At 41.5% G+C, this 15,662-nt stretch carries 22 protein-coding genes; 12 read left to right on the top strand and 10 right to left on the bottom strand.

All coding sequences use genetic code 11. From position 1 onward, the window contains the following. Positions 1-4 precede the first annotated feature (4 nt). Both AC1U9Z_RS05385 and AC1U9Z_RS05380 read right to left on the bottom strand, forming a co-directional pair. Positions 5-787 (bottom strand): 4Fe-4S dicluster domain-containing protein, encoded by a 783-nt coding sequence (locus tag AC1U9Z_RS05385; protein WP_333529074.1) that lies wholly within the window; start codon positions 785-787, stop codon positions 5-7. 26 nt (positions 788-813) lie between these two features. Then, the gene (locus tag AC1U9Z_RS05380) at positions 814-2,376 is read right to left on the bottom strand and encodes a [FeFe] hydrogenase, group A (RefSeq protein ID WP_333529075.1); all 1,563 of its coding nucleotides are present in this window, start codon (positions 2,374-2,376) and stop codon (positions 814-816) included. Between the two features lie 541 nt (positions 2,377-2,917). Between AC1U9Z_RS05380 and AC1U9Z_RS05375 the strand changes: the two genes are divergently transcribed. Both AC1U9Z_RS05375 and AC1U9Z_RS05370 read left to right on the top strand, forming a co-directional pair. After that, positions 2,918-3,514, top strand: a complete 597-nt coding sequence (locus AC1U9Z_RS05375) for a hypothetical protein (RefSeq protein ID WP_333529076.1) — start codon at positions 2,918-2,920, stop codon at positions 3,512-3,514. A 34-nt stretch (positions 3,515-3,548) separates the two neighbouring features. Continuing rightward, entirely contained in the window at positions 3,549-3,770 is a 222-nt protein-coding gene (locus tag AC1U9Z_RS05370; protein ID WP_333529077.1) for a hypothetical protein, read from the top strand. A gap of 20 nt (positions 3,771-3,790) precedes the next feature. On the opposite strand, the gene AC1U9Z_RS05365 is transcribed toward AC1U9Z_RS05370, so the two are convergent. After that, a complete protein-coding gene (locus AC1U9Z_RS05365) occupies positions 3,791-4,039 on the bottom strand; it encodes a YkvA family protein (protein ID WP_333529078.1) in 249 nt (82 codons plus the stop codon). A gap of 155 nt (positions 4,040-4,194) precedes the next feature. Between AC1U9Z_RS05365 and AC1U9Z_RS05360 the strand changes: the two genes are divergently transcribed. Then, entirely contained in the window at positions 4,195-4,461 is a 267-nt protein-coding gene (locus tag AC1U9Z_RS05360) for a DUF2619 domain-containing protein (protein ID WP_333529079.1), read from the top strand. Positions 4,462-4,521: 60 nt separating this feature from the next. Here the strand turns inward: AC1U9Z_RS05360 and AC1U9Z_RS05355 are convergent, their stop codons facing one another. Further along, positions 4,522-4,710, bottom strand: coding sequence for an indolepyruvate ferredoxin oxidoreductase subunit alpha (locus AC1U9Z_RS05355; RefSeq protein WP_333529080.1), 189 nt, complete (start codon positions 4,708-4,710; stop codon positions 4,522-4,524). A 288-nt stretch (positions 4,711-4,998) separates the two neighbouring features. Here AC1U9Z_RS05355 and AC1U9Z_RS05350 point away from each other — a divergent pair, with 288 nt between their 5' ends. After that, the gene (locus tag AC1U9Z_RS05350) at positions 4,999-6,465 is read left to right on the top strand and encodes a S1C family serine protease (protein ID WP_479956135.1); all 1,467 of its coding nucleotides are present in this window, start codon (positions 4,999-5,001) and stop codon (positions 6,463-6,465) included. A gap of 203 nt (positions 6,466-6,668) precedes the next feature. On the opposite strand, the gene AC1U9Z_RS05345 is transcribed toward AC1U9Z_RS05350, so the two are convergent. After that, positions 6,669-6,926 carry an alpha/beta-type small acid-soluble spore protein gene (locus AC1U9Z_RS05345; protein WP_333529082.1) on the bottom strand — a complete coding sequence of 86 codons (258 nt, stop codon included), beginning with the start codon at positions 6,924-6,926 and terminating at the stop codon, positions 6,669-6,671. Positions 6,927-7,099: 173 nt separating this feature from the next. Beyond that, a complete protein-coding gene (locus AC1U9Z_RS05340) occupies positions 7,100-7,441 on the bottom strand; it encodes a phage holin family protein (RefSeq protein WP_333529083.1) in 342 nt (113 codons plus the stop codon). A gap of 134 nt (positions 7,442-7,575) precedes the next feature. Between AC1U9Z_RS05340 and AC1U9Z_RS05335 the strand changes: the two genes are divergently transcribed. The 5 genes from AC1U9Z_RS05335 to typA all read left to right on the top strand — a co-directional run bounded on the left by AC1U9Z_RS05335 (position 7,576) and on the right by typA (position 10,636). Next, positions 7,576-7,770, top strand: coding sequence for a cap-binding protein (locus AC1U9Z_RS05335; protein WP_333529084.1), 195 nt, complete (start codon positions 7,576-7,578; stop codon positions 7,768-7,770). Continuing rightward, entirely contained in the window at positions 7,770-7,982 is a 213-nt protein-coding gene (locus AC1U9Z_RS05330; protein ID WP_333529085.1) for a hypothetical protein, read from the top strand. The genes AC1U9Z_RS05335 and AC1U9Z_RS05330 overlap by 1 nt, the downstream gene beginning before the upstream one ends. Before the next feature lie 21 nt (positions 7,983-8,003). After that, positions 8,004-8,348 (top strand): hypothetical protein, encoded by a 345-nt coding sequence (locus AC1U9Z_RS05325; protein WP_479956133.1) that lies wholly within the window; start codon positions 8,004-8,006, stop codon positions 8,346-8,348. 85 nt (positions 8,349-8,433) lie between these two features. Further along, complete coding sequence (locus AC1U9Z_RS05320) at positions 8,434-8,613, top strand: hypothetical protein (protein WP_333529087.1); 180 nt, start codon at positions 8,434-8,436, stop codon at positions 8,611-8,613. Positions 8,614-8,806: 193 nt separating this feature from the next. Next, the gene (typA, locus tag AC1U9Z_RS05315; protein ID WP_479956131.1) at positions 8,807-10,636 is read left to right on the top strand and encodes a translational GTPase TypA; all 1,830 of its coding nucleotides are present in this window, start codon (positions 8,807-8,809) and stop codon (positions 10,634-10,636) included. Between the two features lie 62 nt (positions 10,637-10,698). On the opposite strand, the gene AC1U9Z_RS05310 is transcribed toward typA, so the two are convergent. After that, entirely contained in the window at positions 10,699-11,661 is a 963-nt protein-coding gene (locus tag AC1U9Z_RS05310) for a metal-dependent hydrolase (protein WP_333529089.1), read from the bottom strand. A 229-nt stretch (positions 11,662-11,890) separates the two neighbouring features. On the opposite strand from AC1U9Z_RS05310, the gene fni reads away from it, so the two are divergent. From fni to AC1U9Z_RS05295, 3 genes are all read left to right on the top strand, one after another. Then, positions 11,891-12,943 (top strand): type 2 isopentenyl-diphosphate Delta-isomerase, encoded by a 1,053-nt coding sequence (fni, locus tag AC1U9Z_RS05305; protein WP_479956129.1) that lies wholly within the window; start codon positions 11,891-11,893, stop codon positions 12,941-12,943. Positions 12,944-13,018: 75 nt separating this feature from the next. Beyond that, the gene (locus tag AC1U9Z_RS05300; RefSeq protein ID WP_479956128.1) at positions 13,019-13,969 is read left to right on the top strand and encodes a hypothetical protein; all 951 of its coding nucleotides are present in this window, start codon (positions 13,019-13,021) and stop codon (positions 13,967-13,969) included. An 87-nt stretch (positions 13,970-14,056) separates the two neighbouring features. Further along, positions 14,057-14,356, top strand: coding sequence for a hypothetical protein (locus AC1U9Z_RS05295; RefSeq protein WP_479956126.1), 300 nt, complete (start codon positions 14,057-14,059; stop codon positions 14,354-14,356). Between the two features lie 42 nt (positions 14,357-14,398). Here AC1U9Z_RS05295 and AC1U9Z_RS05290 read toward each other — a convergent pair whose 3' ends face one another. From AC1U9Z_RS05290 to AC1U9Z_RS05280, 3 genes are all read right to left on the bottom strand, one after another. Further along, a complete protein-coding gene (locus AC1U9Z_RS05290) occupies positions 14,399-14,884 on the bottom strand; it encodes a gamma carbonic anhydrase family protein (protein WP_479956124.1) in 486 nt (161 codons plus the stop codon). Positions 14,885-14,953: 69 nt separating this feature from the next. Continuing rightward, complete coding sequence (locus AC1U9Z_RS05285) at positions 14,954-15,247, bottom strand: hypothetical protein (protein ID WP_333529094.1); 294 nt, start codon at positions 15,245-15,247, stop codon at positions 14,954-14,956. A gap of 107 nt (positions 15,248-15,354) precedes the next feature. After that, positions 15,355-15,597: a hypothetical protein gene (locus tag AC1U9Z_RS05280; RefSeq protein WP_333529095.1), complete on the bottom strand. Its 243-nt coding sequence runs from the start codon at positions 15,595-15,597 to the stop codon at positions 15,355-15,357. Positions 15,598-15,662: the final 65 nt, after the last annotated feature.

Raw genomic sequence — 15,662 nt, 5'->3', positions numbered from 1 at the left:
TAGTTTATGCCTTGATATTTTTGTCTTTATCCTTTGCAATCTGATTACGTCTCTTTGTATAGTGGTATAAGCCTGTTAGAATAACACCCCAGGCAACACCCACAAAGGGAGTGGCATGCATATAGGCTTCGGTGTAGCTGGGCAGTGAACGCTTGGTTAGGTTTGTTTTAAAGCCCAACTGTTCAAAGGGCACGTCGGAAAGGTACATCCATTCGGTGCCGCCAACTTCCTCTTCGCCATAGATATGTTTTACATACTTAGGATCTTTGCTAATAGTGGCTTTGGCTTCTTTTAGTAAGGCTTCCCTATCGCCGAATTTGAAAACGTCGGCGGGACAAACGGATACACAGGCAGGTGCTTCTCCCTTTTGCACCTTGGTGTCACACATCATACATTTTGTGACTAGCGGAAAGGGTTTTTCCCATTCGTACTTAGGTACGTTAAAGGGGCAAGCTACCATACAGTAACGACAACCAACACAAAGGTGAGGGTAGTAAATTACTGGACCTTCCTTTGTCTTTTGAAATGCCTTGGCAAAACAAGCAGAAACACAGGCAGGCTCCTTACAGTGAAAACATTGTTGCTTGATAAAACGCCAGACTGGCTCTCCCTGCTTATCTTTTACCTCTTTAAATTGAACCACGGTCCAGTTTTTATCGGTCAGTTTCGCAGTGGGTCCGATAGAGGGGTTTTCATCCCAGTCGTTCTTATTCCATAGTTTACAGGCAACGGTGCAACTGCCGCAGCCGACACATTTAGTCAGGTCAACCAATACGCCTTTTGACACGGTTATTCACCTCCCAAAATATGTGATTACGCATTGTTTCTTTTTACAGTTAGTTGTTTACCACGGTCGGTATAGTGGGTATGCAGTAATTCATGGGCCAGGTGACTGTTGGGGTTATCCATGAATTTTTCATAAAGAGCCAGTACTTCTTGGTTTTCATAGCTCTTTCGTTTGGCATAAATATGGGCATCAGCGTTATAAAGGCTGTTGATACGGGCTTGCCGAACATCATCAGAGGGTGGTAAAGAAGTGCGAGGCTGACCACCACCACTGATACAACCGCCAGGACAACACATAAACTCAATAAATTGCCAGGGAGCTTCTTTCTTGCGGACAGCTTCCAAAATTGGTCTGGCATTGCTTAGTCCATGCACAACTGCGACTTTAATTGTTCCCACACCGGGAATATCTACAGAGGCCTCTTTGCAGCCTTGCAAACCACGGATTGGTGTTAGGTTTAGCAAGGCTTCTGGGGGGTCTTGTTTGGTAATTAAGAAATAGGCGGAGCGAATGGCAGCTTCCATAACCCCACCGGTGGCACCAAAGATTAGGCCTGCACCGGTACTCTCACCCATGAGGGTGTCGTATTTTTCATCCCCTAAGGAGTTTAGATCAATACCTTTGGACTTGATCAAGCGGGCCAGCTCACGGGTGGTCAGAACAACATCCACATCCCTTAATTCTGGCTTGCCAGCATGTTTTCCGGCACTGTTCATTTCCGGACGTGCTGACTCAAATTTTTTGGCGGTACAAGGCATGATCGACACAGAAAAAATCTTCTCAGGCTGAATACCCTTTTCTTTAGCATAATAGGTCTTAATTAAGGCACCCAGCATTTGCTGCGGTGATTTACAAGTTGACATATGAGGTAAAAGATCGGGGTAATAATATTCACAGAACTTTACCCAACCAGGGCTGCAGGAGGTAAACTGGGGCAGGGGTTCGTGAATATCGCCGGAGATTCTTTTGATTAATTCCGTTCCTTCTTCAAAAATCGTTAAATCTGCCGAAAAGTTGGTATCAAAAACAGCATTAAAACCGAGCTTCTTTAAGGCACTAACCTGTTTGCCCTCGACAAAGGTGCCAGGTGCCATACCAAACTCTTCTCCTAAGCCCACTCTGGTTGCCGGGGCAGTCTGCACAACTACGTGGATATCCTTGTTTTCCAGGGCTGCTACAACTTTGTCAATGTCATCCCGCTCGGTAATTGCTGCAGTGGGACACCATAGGGTGCACTGACCGCAGTTTACACAAGTGATGTCATTTTTGATGGGAAGTTCATAGTAACCAAAAACTGTTTGAACTCTCTGACAAACCTCTACACACTGACCACAAAGGATACATTTTCTATCATCCCTTGTAATGGAAGGGTTGGTGGGATCGATCGGAATACGTCCCTTTACCTGAGTGGAAAAGGTGCTGGCAACCTGATACTGCTGTGGTAACCACCCCTTACCCCCGGCGGGATCTGTACTACAACCGGCAACAGTTGCAGTAATGCCGGTGAGACCAATTCCCCCCATCATCTTGAGGAAGCCCCTTCTGGTGAACTGCTTTTGCTTTTCTTGAACCTCTTGTTGGTTCTGCATCGGTTTTCCCCCTTTGCTTAAGACTACTCTTAATTAGCAAGTAAGCTACCAAGTTCGCTCGTAATATAATTACTAAGCACATTGCTAGCCGGATGCTAATTTCTAAAAACGGACATATACGTCCTTAAAGATAAGTTTGGCAAAAAACCCCGAAATCCTTCTTTTCTAAAAGATTCTATTTATAAAAAATCACAAAAGGATAAATCACATATTTTTATAGAAAGAAAAATATAAATATTTTAAATATTTCAGACGATTTTGCTTTTTCTTTAGTTATAATATATTATGCTAATAGTTAATAATAATGCTTTGAGAGAATATTTTTAATAGCAATAAAGGAATATTTTGTTTAATCCATGTTTAATCCGATTAGCAATTGTATTAGAAATTTCATATTTAGTAAATAATAGTAATCTTGGGGGTCTTAACCTCCGAGATTTTAGTGTTGCTGGAAGGATTTTTTGGCATTAACAGTGAATTTTACTTATAGTACATATATAGTACATATTAAAGGACTTATCTTGCAGGCGAGGGGGGATTGGTGATTATCCCAGAAGAGATCAAAAGTAAAAGATACGGCGAATACTATATTTTCTATATTAAGGACGTTAAGGTTTTACGTATAAAATGTGAACTGGGTCCCCCAGAAATTATAGCAACCCTGGAAAAGAATCGTTCCGTCAGTTCCTTGGGACAAAAACGCATTAGGGAATTCTTTGATGGTACAGGTTTTGAAAAGGGCAATGTGGCAAATTGCCAGGTTTACTATTATAAAGAAGGAAAAAAACTTTTTAATGAGCTAGCTGAGTCAGAGCAAAAACAATTTTTCGATTATTGTATGGAAACAGCTCTACAGGGAGTTTTGGGTGAATTAAATGAAATTGTCAGCTACTTTAGTGGTTTGGAAAAGCAGTTTAACCAATCCATTGAAGAAGGGGCAGAAATTTTCACTTCTAAGGAATTTGAAGAGAAGTATGACACCCGGGAAATGATTACGGAGGTATCCAATGAACTGGCCCGAATTTATAAAAGCAAGCCAAATCCTAAGGTTGTGCAATGGGCGGAGATATTAATTCATAATTTATTAAGGGATATTTTCAGTTTGGGATATGCCATTGGTAAAGAAGACATTGAATAAAACTTGATTAGTGAAATAGGGAGAAGGGTGTTTTATGGTGCAGAGAGAAAAGGCAAAGGGGAAGGTTATCCCATTCACACCTCGCACAAAACCAAAACTAAAAAAACTTAACTATGTAGACCCTGCCCTGAAACAACTAAAGAAGGAAAGGGGCAAAAGAAAGAGAGACAACGATAACCGCAGTAAAGTGATTCAGTATCTTAGTATTTTCATTGTTATTTGCTTCATTGTATATTCCATAAAATTTTTGATGTAGACAAAGTCACTCCGTTGAATTTACGGAGTGTTTTTATATTTAATAAACTGTCTATGGGCTTTAACAATATCAAAAATACGTTTCACACCCCAGAACATGATCACAATATCATCGACTTTACCCGTTAAAGGTATAAAGTCAGGCACAAAATCGATGGGGCTAATAAAGTAAAGGAAACAAATGAAGGTTTCGTACTTATAACGTTTAGGGACAGCCGGGTTTAGCATTGCCTGGAGAAAAAAATATATCTTTGGAAAAAATTTCCCCATATATATCGCTCCTTTATTCTGTGATTATTATTGGTATTTAGAACAGACTCCCCTATCACTAACAGCTACTCTAAATGCAAGCAATTTTCAGGACATTTTTTTCCTCATTCGGAAGCACAATAATGGAAGAAACTATAATTTCCGGAGGTTAAAAAGTGGAAGCTGGAATTGCCGCAAAAATTATGGTTTATTTAAGACTTTCCTTAGCTATTATTTCCCTTATTGCAGTTTATTTAATGTTTAAATTCCCTACTGTCGAGGCGGGACTGAGAATTAATGCTGTGCTGTCTATAACCAATCCGTTGATTTTACTCTTAATAAATCTAGTGGGTGTGACAGGTTTGGCAGGAAAGGTACCTCTTAGCAAACTTGTTATGATTCTGCTGGGTGCTGTATTTATTGTCATCGGAACTTCGAAATAGAAATCAGGGGACGTCTCAGACGTCCCCTTTAGGGTATGGCGCAAGCCAAGCTTTTCTAAATTATAGTTCCATAATGGAGAAGCATTCGTTGGGGCAGATACCCGTGCAGGTTTCGCAACCCATGCACTCAGCTGCATCACCAATAATTTCGCATTTACCGTCTTCTAAGCCTAAAAGTCCTGCAGGACAGGCATCAATGCAATCGGCACAACCAATACAGTTGTCTTGATTAATAGATACCATGTACATCGTAATCCCCCCTTAGTTGGTACATTGTTTAATCCATTGCTATTTAACTTGGACACAACTAAATTATAAATTAATCAACCAATCAATTCAATCACAGATTTATTGTATAAGTTCATTTATAAACCACCATTGGGAAAATTTACAAACTGGATCCCCTAAAGTAATTTAACTATTTATCATTAGGCAGCATAAATTCTTTGTATAGCTATTTATTAAATTGTAAGTTGGGTAAAGGGGGGATTTAGGCCTGGTTCTTGGTCATTGACAGGAAAGAGGTGAAGGGTAGAGTTGCTTGCCAAAAAATATTTGGTAACCTTGTTGGTGGTATTATTGATATTATCCAGTGCAGGTTTTTGCTTGGCCAGTGATGCCAACAATAGGACTAAGATGGCCAAAAGGGTGGAACCTGCTGTGGTTATGGTTCAGACAACCTTTGAAGCCAATGTGGAGGTTGTCTACCCCTATTTAGATGAAAATAAACTAAACGATACACTAAATAACATTATTGAGCAGGTTATGCAGGGAATTATTCCTGCGGATGAGTCGGCTATGTGGAAAGCCCTGGCGGATGAAATAAGAACCAAACCTTTGGAGTTCTTGCAAAAAAGTGATCAAAAAAAAGTTATTCAGAATGGTTACCGGGCTGTGGGGAGCGGCTTTATTATAACTTCGGATGGTTATGTGGTAACCAATGCTCATGTTGTGGCACCGGATGAGGAGTTATTGAAACAGTATCTAAGTAGACCGATCCTAGAAGAATCGGTTAATAGCTTTATGGTGGAGGTTGGGGAAGGTGCTGTCCATATCCCATCTGACACACGGGATTATGTGTTACAAGCAATTACCAACATGGTGATCACCTATTATGTGGAAAATATGAAGGTGCTAAATCTAAATAAGACTGTTAATATCGGTATGGGGGTTCAGGTACCAGGTGCACCCCTGCTTCAAAAGGGCATCAAGGCAGAGGTAATTCAGGCAGGGGGAGTTGTTCCCAATAAAGATGTGGCAGTTTTAAAAATGGCAGGGCAAAACAGTTTGCCCACCGTGTCCGTCGGTGAGTCCAACCTTTTGACCATTGGGAACAAAATATATATCATGGGATATCCAGGTGCAGCCACTTTTCATCCGTTACTATCTGAATCCAGCCAAGCTCAGCCCAGCTTAACAGAGGGAATTATTAGTGCCCAAAAGGCAATGGAAGGCGGTTGGTCTGTTTTCCAAACCAATGCCGATATAACCCAGGGTAATTCTGGTGGACCGGTTTTTAATGATAAGGGAGAAGTTATTGGATTGGCTGTCTTTGGCTCGGTGGACATGGCCACTGAACAAAAAATAGCGGGAATGAATTTTGTAGTTCCCATATCAGTCGTTAAGGAATTCCTGGATCGTGGCAATGTAAAACCCAGTGAAAGTTTAGTCGCTAAGACTTATAAGGAAGCAATGGATTTGTACGATAAGGGTTATTATAAAAAATCCCTTAAAAAGTTCCAGGAAGTAGCCGCCCTTTGCCCAGGTCATCCCTATGTTCAAAATTTTGTGGCAGATAGTACGAAGGCCATCCGTGAAGGGAAGGATAAATCCGTCTCTGGGTGGGTATTGTTTGGTATATCTGTTGCGGCGGTTATAGTCATTTTGGTAGTAGTGGTGATGAGGAAACAGAAGGTTGTCCAAGGGGCAACGGTGAATGGTTCGGCGGATGGTGAGGGTATAGAAAAGGATAAGGTAAAAATTGAGAAATCGGATACGGAATAATAGCCATCCGTTAAGGTATGAAGAGGGACCATGGCTGGCAATAGAAAAGATTACGGTTGATGCAAGTTTTCAATATTTTTCCTTTAATGAACCTAGATAAATTTACCCATAATAAACAACGGGAGAGTTTATAAGCTCTCCCGTTGCGGTGAGGGACCAACCGGCACCTTTGTTGTCGGCCTTATGCCGGTTTCCCTGCCGTGTTATTGTTGGGGTTTGTCGAGGGGAGCAGAGTTTACAACTTGGGCAACGTTACCACTGCGCAGAGCTTGCTCAGCGAAAGCGACCATTTTCTTAGTCATGTTACCGCCAACATAACCGTTAACACGGCTGGGTAGGGAACCTTTGTCGATTTGCTGATAGTTGGAAAGACCTAATTCACTGGCGATTTCATACTTCATTTGATCCAGAGCACTGGAAGCACCAGGTAGTACAGGTTCGTTGCTGTTACGACTTGTCATTAAAAACGCCTCCTTGAAGTAAATTATTTTGTGTTTTTCTGGGTCTATCTTTATTATGGTCAAAGAGGGTTTTTAAATACGAGATAATTTTTGTCATTAAATATAGGATCAGGCAGGTTTGCCATTTAGAAATCATATTGAAATTGGTTTCAATTTAGAGTGGTTTATGTAATTTAACGATTGTTGAAGATTGCATTTAGTGCCCAACTGGTGATCGAAGTGATAATAGCTCCCATAAATGCACCACCAAAACTACTAATATGGAAACCAGGCACAAACCAGGCAGCCAGGCTAAAGGTGATGGCGTTGACCACTAAAATAAAGAAACCCAAAGTAAAAAAACTAATTGGTAGTGTTAGAATTACTAGAACCGGACGAATAAAAGTATTTACAAAACCCAATAGGATAGCTGCCAGTACAGCAGAAGTAAAACCAACAATCCGAATGCTGTCGATCAAATAATCGGCCACCAGCAATGCTGCACTGTTTAATAGCAGAGTAATTAACCAGCTCATTTTTTCACCCCTTTAACTAATCTATCTGCTATTTCATCTTGTGTCAATGTTAATAATATTGAAGGATAATCGCTATTCAAATAGAAACAATAAACTTTGAGATAATGATAAAATGATAAAAGGGGGCATGATCCTTGGCTTCTTTGCAGGAGCAGTTAAAGCAATGGGAAAAAAACACGATTATTTATCTTCACTATATTAAGGGAATGTCTGCCAATGAGTACAATAGTGGTTTTGCTGATGGGATAGAGATGGCGATTAATTCTTTTCAAGAATATTTAAAGGACTGTCCGGACTATGAAATTACTAAGCAGGAGGTAGAAGGTTAATGAATGTAAATGTTTATTCTGTAGTAAAGCTGTTAAACGGTCAGGTGGATGAGATTTCTAGTTTTGATAATGAAGGGGCCGCCCTGCAGTATGCTGAGCAAACCGTGGCCAATGAACCCTATGACATTGTCTCAATTTTACGTACCATACTCAATAACCCCAATGTTCAACTAACCATTAAGGAATATAGAAAGGGCTGTGGTAGTATCTAAATAAGATAAGGGGGAGAGGATGTGGATTTAGCCAGCATCATTACAGATGATATGGAAACCCGAGGTCAATTGACTTTTAGCATAACGGAGGAAGATTTTTTTAATAAGGAGATCAAGGAGTTTACCCTTTTTTACAAGATTGTTGGAGAGTCCCGAATCAAGTTATTTAGGAATAATCGGATGGAGCTTGTTTTTGTAAGGATCAATGATGACTGGATGCGTCAGGGTAAGATAGACATCAGCAAAGCCTCTTTGCCTCTGGAAATTAAGCTTAACTGGGATAATCAAAGTGTGGACGAGCTAGCCATTAGGCAAGATCAAGGGGATGAATACCAATCGAGTGTCTCGTTGCAAATTGACAATTAAATTTCCAAAAACAAGGTTTCTTTGAAGGATTTTGGAATTACGTGACGAAAGATGTAGAGGATAATTATTGGGAGTGTGTGACTTTATGAAAAAAGTTATTTTTCCTCTGCTGGGTGCTGTGTATTTAGGGATTTCAACCCTCGGTAACAAAGTGTACCGCTTGCTTTATGAAGAAGATAATAAACAAGGCATATCGATTGAAATGTGTCGACCATGGGAACGCAGACAAAGTAATAATTTTCAATACCAGAACAGGTTCCGCTAATAATATAAAAACAACGACTAAAGCAGCCAAAGGGCTGCTTATCTTTTTCGATACGATTCAGAAAGTCTGAGATTTAAAATTTTATTGCCGAAAGTGTGGATAAAGTAAAAAATTTACATATTCAATTGGACGAAGGTGTTATATAATTTAATCTTGGGAAAAATTATTACGTAGACCCTTTGAGGAGGCATTTATGAATATACAGGAAATCAGGAATATTGCTATCATTGCCCACGTAGACCATGGTAAAACCACGATGGTTGATGGGATGTTAAAACAAAGTGGGATTTTCCGTACAAACCAAGTGGTCCAGGAAAGGGTCATGGATTCGAATGACCTGGAAAAGGAACGGGGCATCACGATCCTGGCCAAAAACACCTCGGTACGCTATCAAGGCTATAAAATTAATATTGTGGATACCCCCGGCCACTCAGATTTTGGCGGTGAGGTGGAACGGGTATTAAAAATGGTAGATGGCGTGCTTTTATTGGTAGACGCTTCGGAAGGACCCCTGCCTCAAACTCGGTTTGTACTACGCAAAGCACTGGAACTGAACTTAGTGCCAGTGGTGGTAATCAATAAAATTGACCGGGCAGATGCTAGAATTAACGAAGTTGTGGATGAGATCTATGAACTGTTCTTTGAACTGGGTGCCAATGATGAACAACTTGATTTTCCGGTTGTTTATGCCATTGCCCGGGAGGGCAAAGCAACAATGAATCTTGATCAACCGGGAACGGATTTAAAACCATTGTTTGAAACGATTATCAATCATTTTCCAGCTCCCCAGGGAGAACCTGAAGCACCCCTACAGATACTGGTTAACAATACGGAATATGACACCTATGTAGGTCGTATTGCCATTGGCAGAATAAATCAGGGAAGTATTTCGAATGGCCAAAATGTTGCAGTAATTGATCATGATGGTAACATTAGAAACCAACGCATTGGCCGTGTCTATACCTTTGAAGGTCTAGAGCGGGTAGAAGTACCGGAAGCTGCCTGTGGGGAAATAGTGGTAGTCTCTGGCCTGGAAGATATTAAAATCGGTGAGACAATTGCAGACAAGGATAACCCAGTGGCGATACCGCCAATAAAGGTGGATGAACCAACTTTAGAGATGACCTTCATGGTTAATGATAGTCCCTTTGCTGGTCAGGAAGGTGAGCATATCACCTCTCGTAAGCTGCGGGCCCGGCTCCACAAGGAAATGGAAAAAAACGTGAGCCTAAGGGTTCTGGATACAGATTCCCCGGATGCCTGGAAGGTAGCTGGTCGTGGTGAACTGCACCTTTCCATTTTAATTGAAACGATGCGGCGGGAAGGTTATGAATTGCAGGTTTCTAAGCCAGAGGTTATTTATAAACGCGGTGAAAACGGAGAACTGTTGGAACCAATGGAAATGTTATTAGTGGACATTCCTGAGGATAAAATGGGACCGGTTATGGAAAATTTGGGTAACCGTAAGGGTGAAATGATTAATATGGGACCCAATGGCCCTGGCCAACTGCGTTTGGAGTTTAAGGTACCGGCCCGTGGTTTAATCGGTTTCCGCTCCCAGATTTTATCTGAAACCAGGGGCCTGGCCGTGATCAACCATACTTACCATGGTTATGAACCCTTCAAAGGAGAAATCCGCCGCCGCTATCAAGGTGTGCTTATTGCCTTTGAGACGGGTGATACTACTTTTTATGGCTTGAATTCTGTTCAAGATAGGGGGACCCTCTTTGTTGTGCCTGGTACCAAGGTTTATGAAGGGATGGTAGTGGGTGAACATGTAAGGGAGCAGGATATCGAAGTAAATATTTGTAAGAAAAAGCAATTAACCAACCACCGCGCCAGTACCGCTGAAGCCACCGTAAAGTTGGAAGAAGCAAGAATTATGAGTTTGGAAGAGGCATTGGAGTATTTAAATGATGATGAGTTATTGGAAGTTACCCCTAAGAGTCTAAGAATCCGTAAAAAGCTATTAGACAAAAGTGACAGGGCCCGGGCCAAAAAGGTTGTTGCCCTCCAAGCCTAGCCAAAAGATAGTGTCGCTCAACTACTTGTTAGTAGGGAAGCGACACTTTTTTACACGGAACACTACTCTTCATAGGTAAATTTTCTGCCCAGGCCGCTGTTCAGCAGCTTTAAATCCTTATTCAATTGGACAGAGGCTGTAAAGGGGTGATGGTTTTGGTAACGGTAGCGCAAATCGGTCCATGTGACAAGATAACCGGTTTTCGTCTCCTTTACGATTGCCAGGGGATGACGGGCAAACTTGGTAAAGACACGTCCCACAGGGACTTTAGCCGCAGCATCAACCACGGGACCTGTGGCCGTTAGAAATTGGTGTTTTTCAATGACCTTTCCTTCTCGAACATTGACATACCCTACGATAATGGGCTTTCTTTTATCATAGGGGTCAAGGATGTAATCCCATTGGCTAAGTCCAAATCCTGGGAGTACACTGACCAACCGGTATTTTTCTGCCTCATATTTATTATCGACCATGATGAATGCCTTGTGATGAATGCCCGTACGCAGCAAAATATATAATCCAATGATACCAAACATGGTAGAAAAAATTTTTATCGGTGATATTTTGGATTTTTTACCAACTATGAGGGCTGCGGCACAAACGAATAGAATAAAGGGGTCAATAATCATCAGAATATCCCAACCCAACCGCTTATCGGACAGAGGCCAGAGGAATTGGGTACCATAACTGGTGAGAAGATCCAATAAGATATGTAAAAGGGTAGAAGCAAAGGTCACCACCAGCACCAAAGGCTTCGACAAACGGGGAAAAAATAAGCCCAAGATCACGGTAACCAACACCGGGATAACGATTAATGATGGAAAAGAGTGGGAAAAGCCACGATGGACTTCCAGATAAGCCAGTTCGCTTTTTAAACGATAGATCACATCTAAATCCGGTATTTGGGAACCAGCCACTGCTGCCCAGAATACGGCTTTTCGAGTATCTTCTTCTTTTATTAAGGGAATATTTTGCCCAAGGGCAGCTACCCCAAGGCTGGTAAGCAGATGGGTTGCGTTGTCCATAGGTTCCTCCAAAGATTAGAATGAATGTGTACATTTTAGCTAAAAAGAGAGAAACTTGTCAAATAATAAAAAGCATAGCAGGTAATGGATGCAGCTAGGGGAAATATATAGTAGCTGTTTGCCTTTAGTCAACAACAAATAACAGGGACTAAAAGACGTTTATGCCATCGGCAAAGAATGAAAACTTGATAGGATGGCTAAAGGCAAAAAGCTAGGAGGAGGCAGAGAATTGAGGTTAAACCGAAAACTGGAACATATCGAGTTTTCTTTAAAGCAGGGAACCATCGAGGGTGCCAATGGTTTTAATGATATAACGCTGGTACATAATTCTTTACCCCAGTTAAATTGGGAGGATATTGATGCTGGTTGTACGTTTTTGGGAAAAAAGTTAGCTGTTCCTCTACTAATCAATGCGATGACAGGGGGACATCGGGAATTAGAAGGTATTAATGGTGATTTAGCAAAGGTCGCGTCGCTGGCAGGGGTGGCCCTGGCTGTTGGCTCCCAAAGGGCGGCCCTGGAGGATATCTCTACCCGGTATAGTTTCTCAGTAGTCCGGGAAATGAACCCCCAGGGTGTGGTGCTGGCCAATTTAGGGGCAGATTGTACGCTGGAGGAAGCCAGGGCAGCCATTAAGATGATTCAAGCCGATGGCCTTCAGTTACATTTAAATGTACCCCAGGAATTGGCGATGTCCGAAGGAGATCGGAAGTTTAAGGGCATTCTTGAAAACATCCGGATGCTTAATCGTGATCTGGAGGTTCCGGTTATCGTGAAAGAAGTGGGCTTTGGCATGAGCCGTGAAAGTATCAGCCGCATTAGCCAGGCCGGTGTAAAACATATTGATGTGGGTGGCTCTGGGGGAACCGATTTTATGGCCATAGAAGAGGCCCGATCGGGTAAAGGTGCCGGCTATAGCTGGGGCATTCCCACAGCCATCAGCTCTTTGGAAGGACTATCTTTAGTACAGGGTGATTTAAGACTCATCGCTTCTGGCGGGATAAGGCATGGGCTAGATATTGTAAAGGCTTTAGCCATGGGTTGTTCTTTGGTAGGAATGGCACGCCCCTTCTTAAAGGTATTAGTAGAGAGTTCCTTTTATGAACTAAATTTATATTTATCAAGCCTAATCATGGATATCCATCGCATCATGCTGATGCTGGGGGCTCGTACCATTACAGATTTACAAAAAGTTCCTCTCATTATCAGTGGGAATACCTATGATTGGTTATCCCGTAGAGGAATTTCCGTTGATCACTATGCCAGAAGGGAATTTTTCTAAACAAATAAATTTAATAGTCATAAAAACGCTGTCCCACCATATTATTTGTTAGATGAAATCTTGGGGGACGGGCCGGTGAAAAATTCTTTTTTTATCATTTTAAAGCCAAGACAATTTTTTAGGTTGCTTATTGTACTGGCATGTCTAATTACATTAGGCAATGTAATCTGGGAAGCTTTTAAAACGCCAGAAGAGGTAGCGCCTCTGCCACACAGTGCACCACCGGAAATTGAACGGAGTGAATTTTTAACCTGGGAGGAAGTTGACCAAATCTTTTATCGCTATGCCAATGCCACGGTTATTGATGTAGATACTGGGTTAAGTTTTCAGGTTCAGAGACGTGGCGGAACCTATCATGCAGATGTGCAGCCTTTGACAGCCAAGGATACGGCGATTATGAACGTCATCTATGATGGACAATGGAGTTGGAAAAGAAAAGCCATTGTTCTGGAGGTGGCGGGTCGCCGTATTGCTGCGTCTATGAACGGTATGCCCCATGGTTCTGGGGCCATACGGGGAAATAATTTTAATGGGCATTTTTGCATTCATTTCAGGGACAGTAAGGTACACCAATCGGGTAAAGAAAACCTGGCTCACCAAATGATGATCTGGAAGGCAGCGGGGAGATTTAAACAAATGATAACAGCCATGAGTCCAGAGGAAGTGATCGAAGTATTGATGAATACCATCGATCAACAGGATACGAACCTTGCCTTAAAGACCATTCATAAACCTGGTCCCCAGGACTATGATCAATTGCATAAAATTATTAGCCAAATTGAACAGATCAAGGTTCAAAGAATTCGTTCCGAAGGGGGCAGCCCGGAGAGCTTTTGGGTTTATCTGACCATTCGTTATCGAGATAGTACAGTCAACGTGGAAAAAAAGATTGAATTACAGGTCATGGATGAGGGAGACACCGGCTATCGGGTTCTTAGGGAAGGCTTAGATCAGTTGCTAAATCGTCAGGCCTATGCAGAAATTACAGATACTAGAATCTTCGAGGACGATGATCGCTGTAATTAACATTTCTACCACCATTTGCATAAAGGTCAAAAAACGTCATTGTTGAATACACATAAGGTAAGCAAGTCATGAAAGGAGACTATTTAAGTGCGATCTTACCTTTACCCTGCCTTTACCCTGGAGCCCGAAGATTTTGAGAAGGTTTTGCCTGCTGCCGTTAAATTTTCACAAACCCATGAGGTTCCCTGCCGGTTTTTAAAAGAAGGGGACTTATATCTACTTAGCTTTGAAGATAAAGCAGTTTCCAGAGGCATCGTCTATGGACATCAGCATGAAAAAGAACTGGAAAGTAAATTCCAGAAATACACCATTTGCGATGTATTTTACCTATCCAAGAAAGAATTTGAGAAGGGCAAGGGATTAAGCCTTAACGAAAGCGGAAAGTAGCTAAAAAGACCAGGTGTATGACCTGGTCTTTTAACATGAAGACTATTTCAGATCGTTTTTATATTTTTGAGCCATTTGGTAGTAATGCTGGGCTGAATGAATAATTTTTTCTTTTTCCTCTTCTGTTAAGCTGCGAATGATCCTGGCCGGTGAACCTACCGCTAGGGACCCTGGTGGAATTTCCTGGCCTTCCTTGACCAGCGTGCCGGCACCAATAATTGATCCTTCCCCTATTTGGGCTCCATTGAGTACAATGGAGCCCATACCTACTATGCAATTACTTCCTATACTGCAACCATGCAGAATGGTGCCGTGCCCTACAGTAACATTTTCCCCCACCTGCAGAGGGAAACCTTTGTCTTGATGAAGTACACAGCAATCCTGAATATTGGTTTTTTTACCGATGAAAATACTGTCAGCATCCCCCCGAACCACCGCATTATACCAAATGCTGGCTTGATCTTGAATGTTAACAGCACCAATAACCATTGCACCAGGTGCAATAAAGACGGAAGGATGTATCACCATAACGAAAACCTACCTTTCAATTTAATATATATAATTTTGAAAAAACCCAACCTTTATGGTTGGGCTGCATTATAATTGAATATAGATGCTATTTTCTTCTTCATTATAGGTAGCTGGAAATTTGCCTTTGTTTTCGATGCCGAAGTATTGTAAAAAACCCTTTGCACCAATACGTGTTTTGTTTAATATAAGACCGCTATCGGCTGAGGAGCCTTGAATACGAATAACCTTTGTTTCTCTATCGTAGGCTAATTCGATATGGTCAACATTTAGTTTTGCTGCTAGGTTGCGATTTAAAGTAATATGATTTTTAGATACGGATACGTAGTTTTCGGAACGAGGGTAATATACTTCAAAAGTCATTATAGCATCCTCCTGTTTGTTTTTTGTTGATTATACTTTCACTAACAAAAAATGTCAATCTGAAGATTAACATAAGACAACCCTGCGGCCACAGGGTTGCTATATTACTAGGATATCTTTTGAATTTGGTCAACAACTACTTTGCGACGGGAAGCTTGTTCATCTGCATAGTCACTGGCAATCATGTATACTCCTACCCAGAGTTCATGCTCGTTTGCTTTGCCGTCTAGTTCCTTTGCTACATCTTTAAATTTCTTTTCTACCCTGTCTTTGAACCCGGAAAATTCTGCAAGTATGTCCACTATGTCACGCTGATTATATGCAGCACCCTCTTTTAAAGTCTTTGCCATAATTTACACCTCCTGCAAATAATACCATAAATTGTATATTCATTATACTTCTCATTGGTTGCTTT

This window comes from Desulfotomaculum sp. (genome assembly GCF_982386235.1).
This window is presented reverse-complemented; position numbering and strand designations above follow the sequence as displayed.

Bases quoted from the DNA above. Each gene is read 5' to 3' on its own strand.
- AC1U9Z_RS05330 (WP_333529085.1), top strand. From the start codon at position 7,770: ATGAATGTAAATGTTTATTCTGTAGTAAAGCTGTTAAACGGTCAGGTG.
- AC1U9Z_RS05310 (WP_333529089.1), bottom strand. From the start codon at position 11,661: ATGGACAACGCAACCCATCTGCTTACCAGCCTTGGGGTAGCTGCCCTT.
- AC1U9Z_RS05320 (WP_333529087.1), top strand. From the start codon at position 8,434: ATGAAAAAAGTTATTTTTCCTCTGCTGGGTGCTGTGTATTTAGGGATT.
- AC1U9Z_RS05365 (WP_333529078.1), bottom strand. From the start codon at position 4,039: ATGGGGAAATTTTTTCCAAAGATATATTTTTTTCTCCAGGCAATGCTA.
- typA (WP_479956131.1), top strand. From the start codon at position 8,807: ATGAATATACAGGAAATCAGGAATATTGCTATCATTGCCCACGTAGAC.
- AC1U9Z_RS05340 (WP_333529083.1), bottom strand. From the start codon at position 7,441: ATGAGCTGGTTAATTACTCTGCTATTAAACAGTGCAGCATTGCTGGTG.
- AC1U9Z_RS05290 (WP_479956124.1), bottom strand. From the start codon at position 14,884: ATGGTGATACATCCTTCCGTCTTTATTGCACCTGGTGCAATGGTTATT.
- AC1U9Z_RS05355 (WP_333529080.1), bottom strand. From the start codon at position 4,710: ATGTACATGGTATCTATTAATCAAGACAACTGTATTGGTTGTGCCGAT.
- AC1U9Z_RS05345 (WP_333529082.1), bottom strand. From the start codon at position 6,926: ATGACAAGTCGTAACAGCAACGAACCTGTACTACCTGGTGCTTCCAGT.
- AC1U9Z_RS05280 (WP_333529095.1), bottom strand. From the start codon at position 15,597: ATGGCAAAGACTTTAAAAGAGGGTGCTGCATATAATCAGCGTGACATA.
- AC1U9Z_RS05285 (WP_333529094.1), bottom strand. From the start codon at position 15,247: ATGACTTTTGAAGTATATTACCCTCGTTCCGAAAACTACGTATCCGTA.
- AC1U9Z_RS05380 (WP_333529075.1), bottom strand. From the start codon at position 2,376: ATGCAGAACCAACAAGAGGTTCAAGAAAAGCAAAAGCAGTTCACCAGA.
- AC1U9Z_RS05370 (WP_333529077.1), top strand. From the start codon at position 3,549: ATGGTGCAGAGAGAAAAGGCAAAGGGGAAGGTTATCCCATTCACACCT.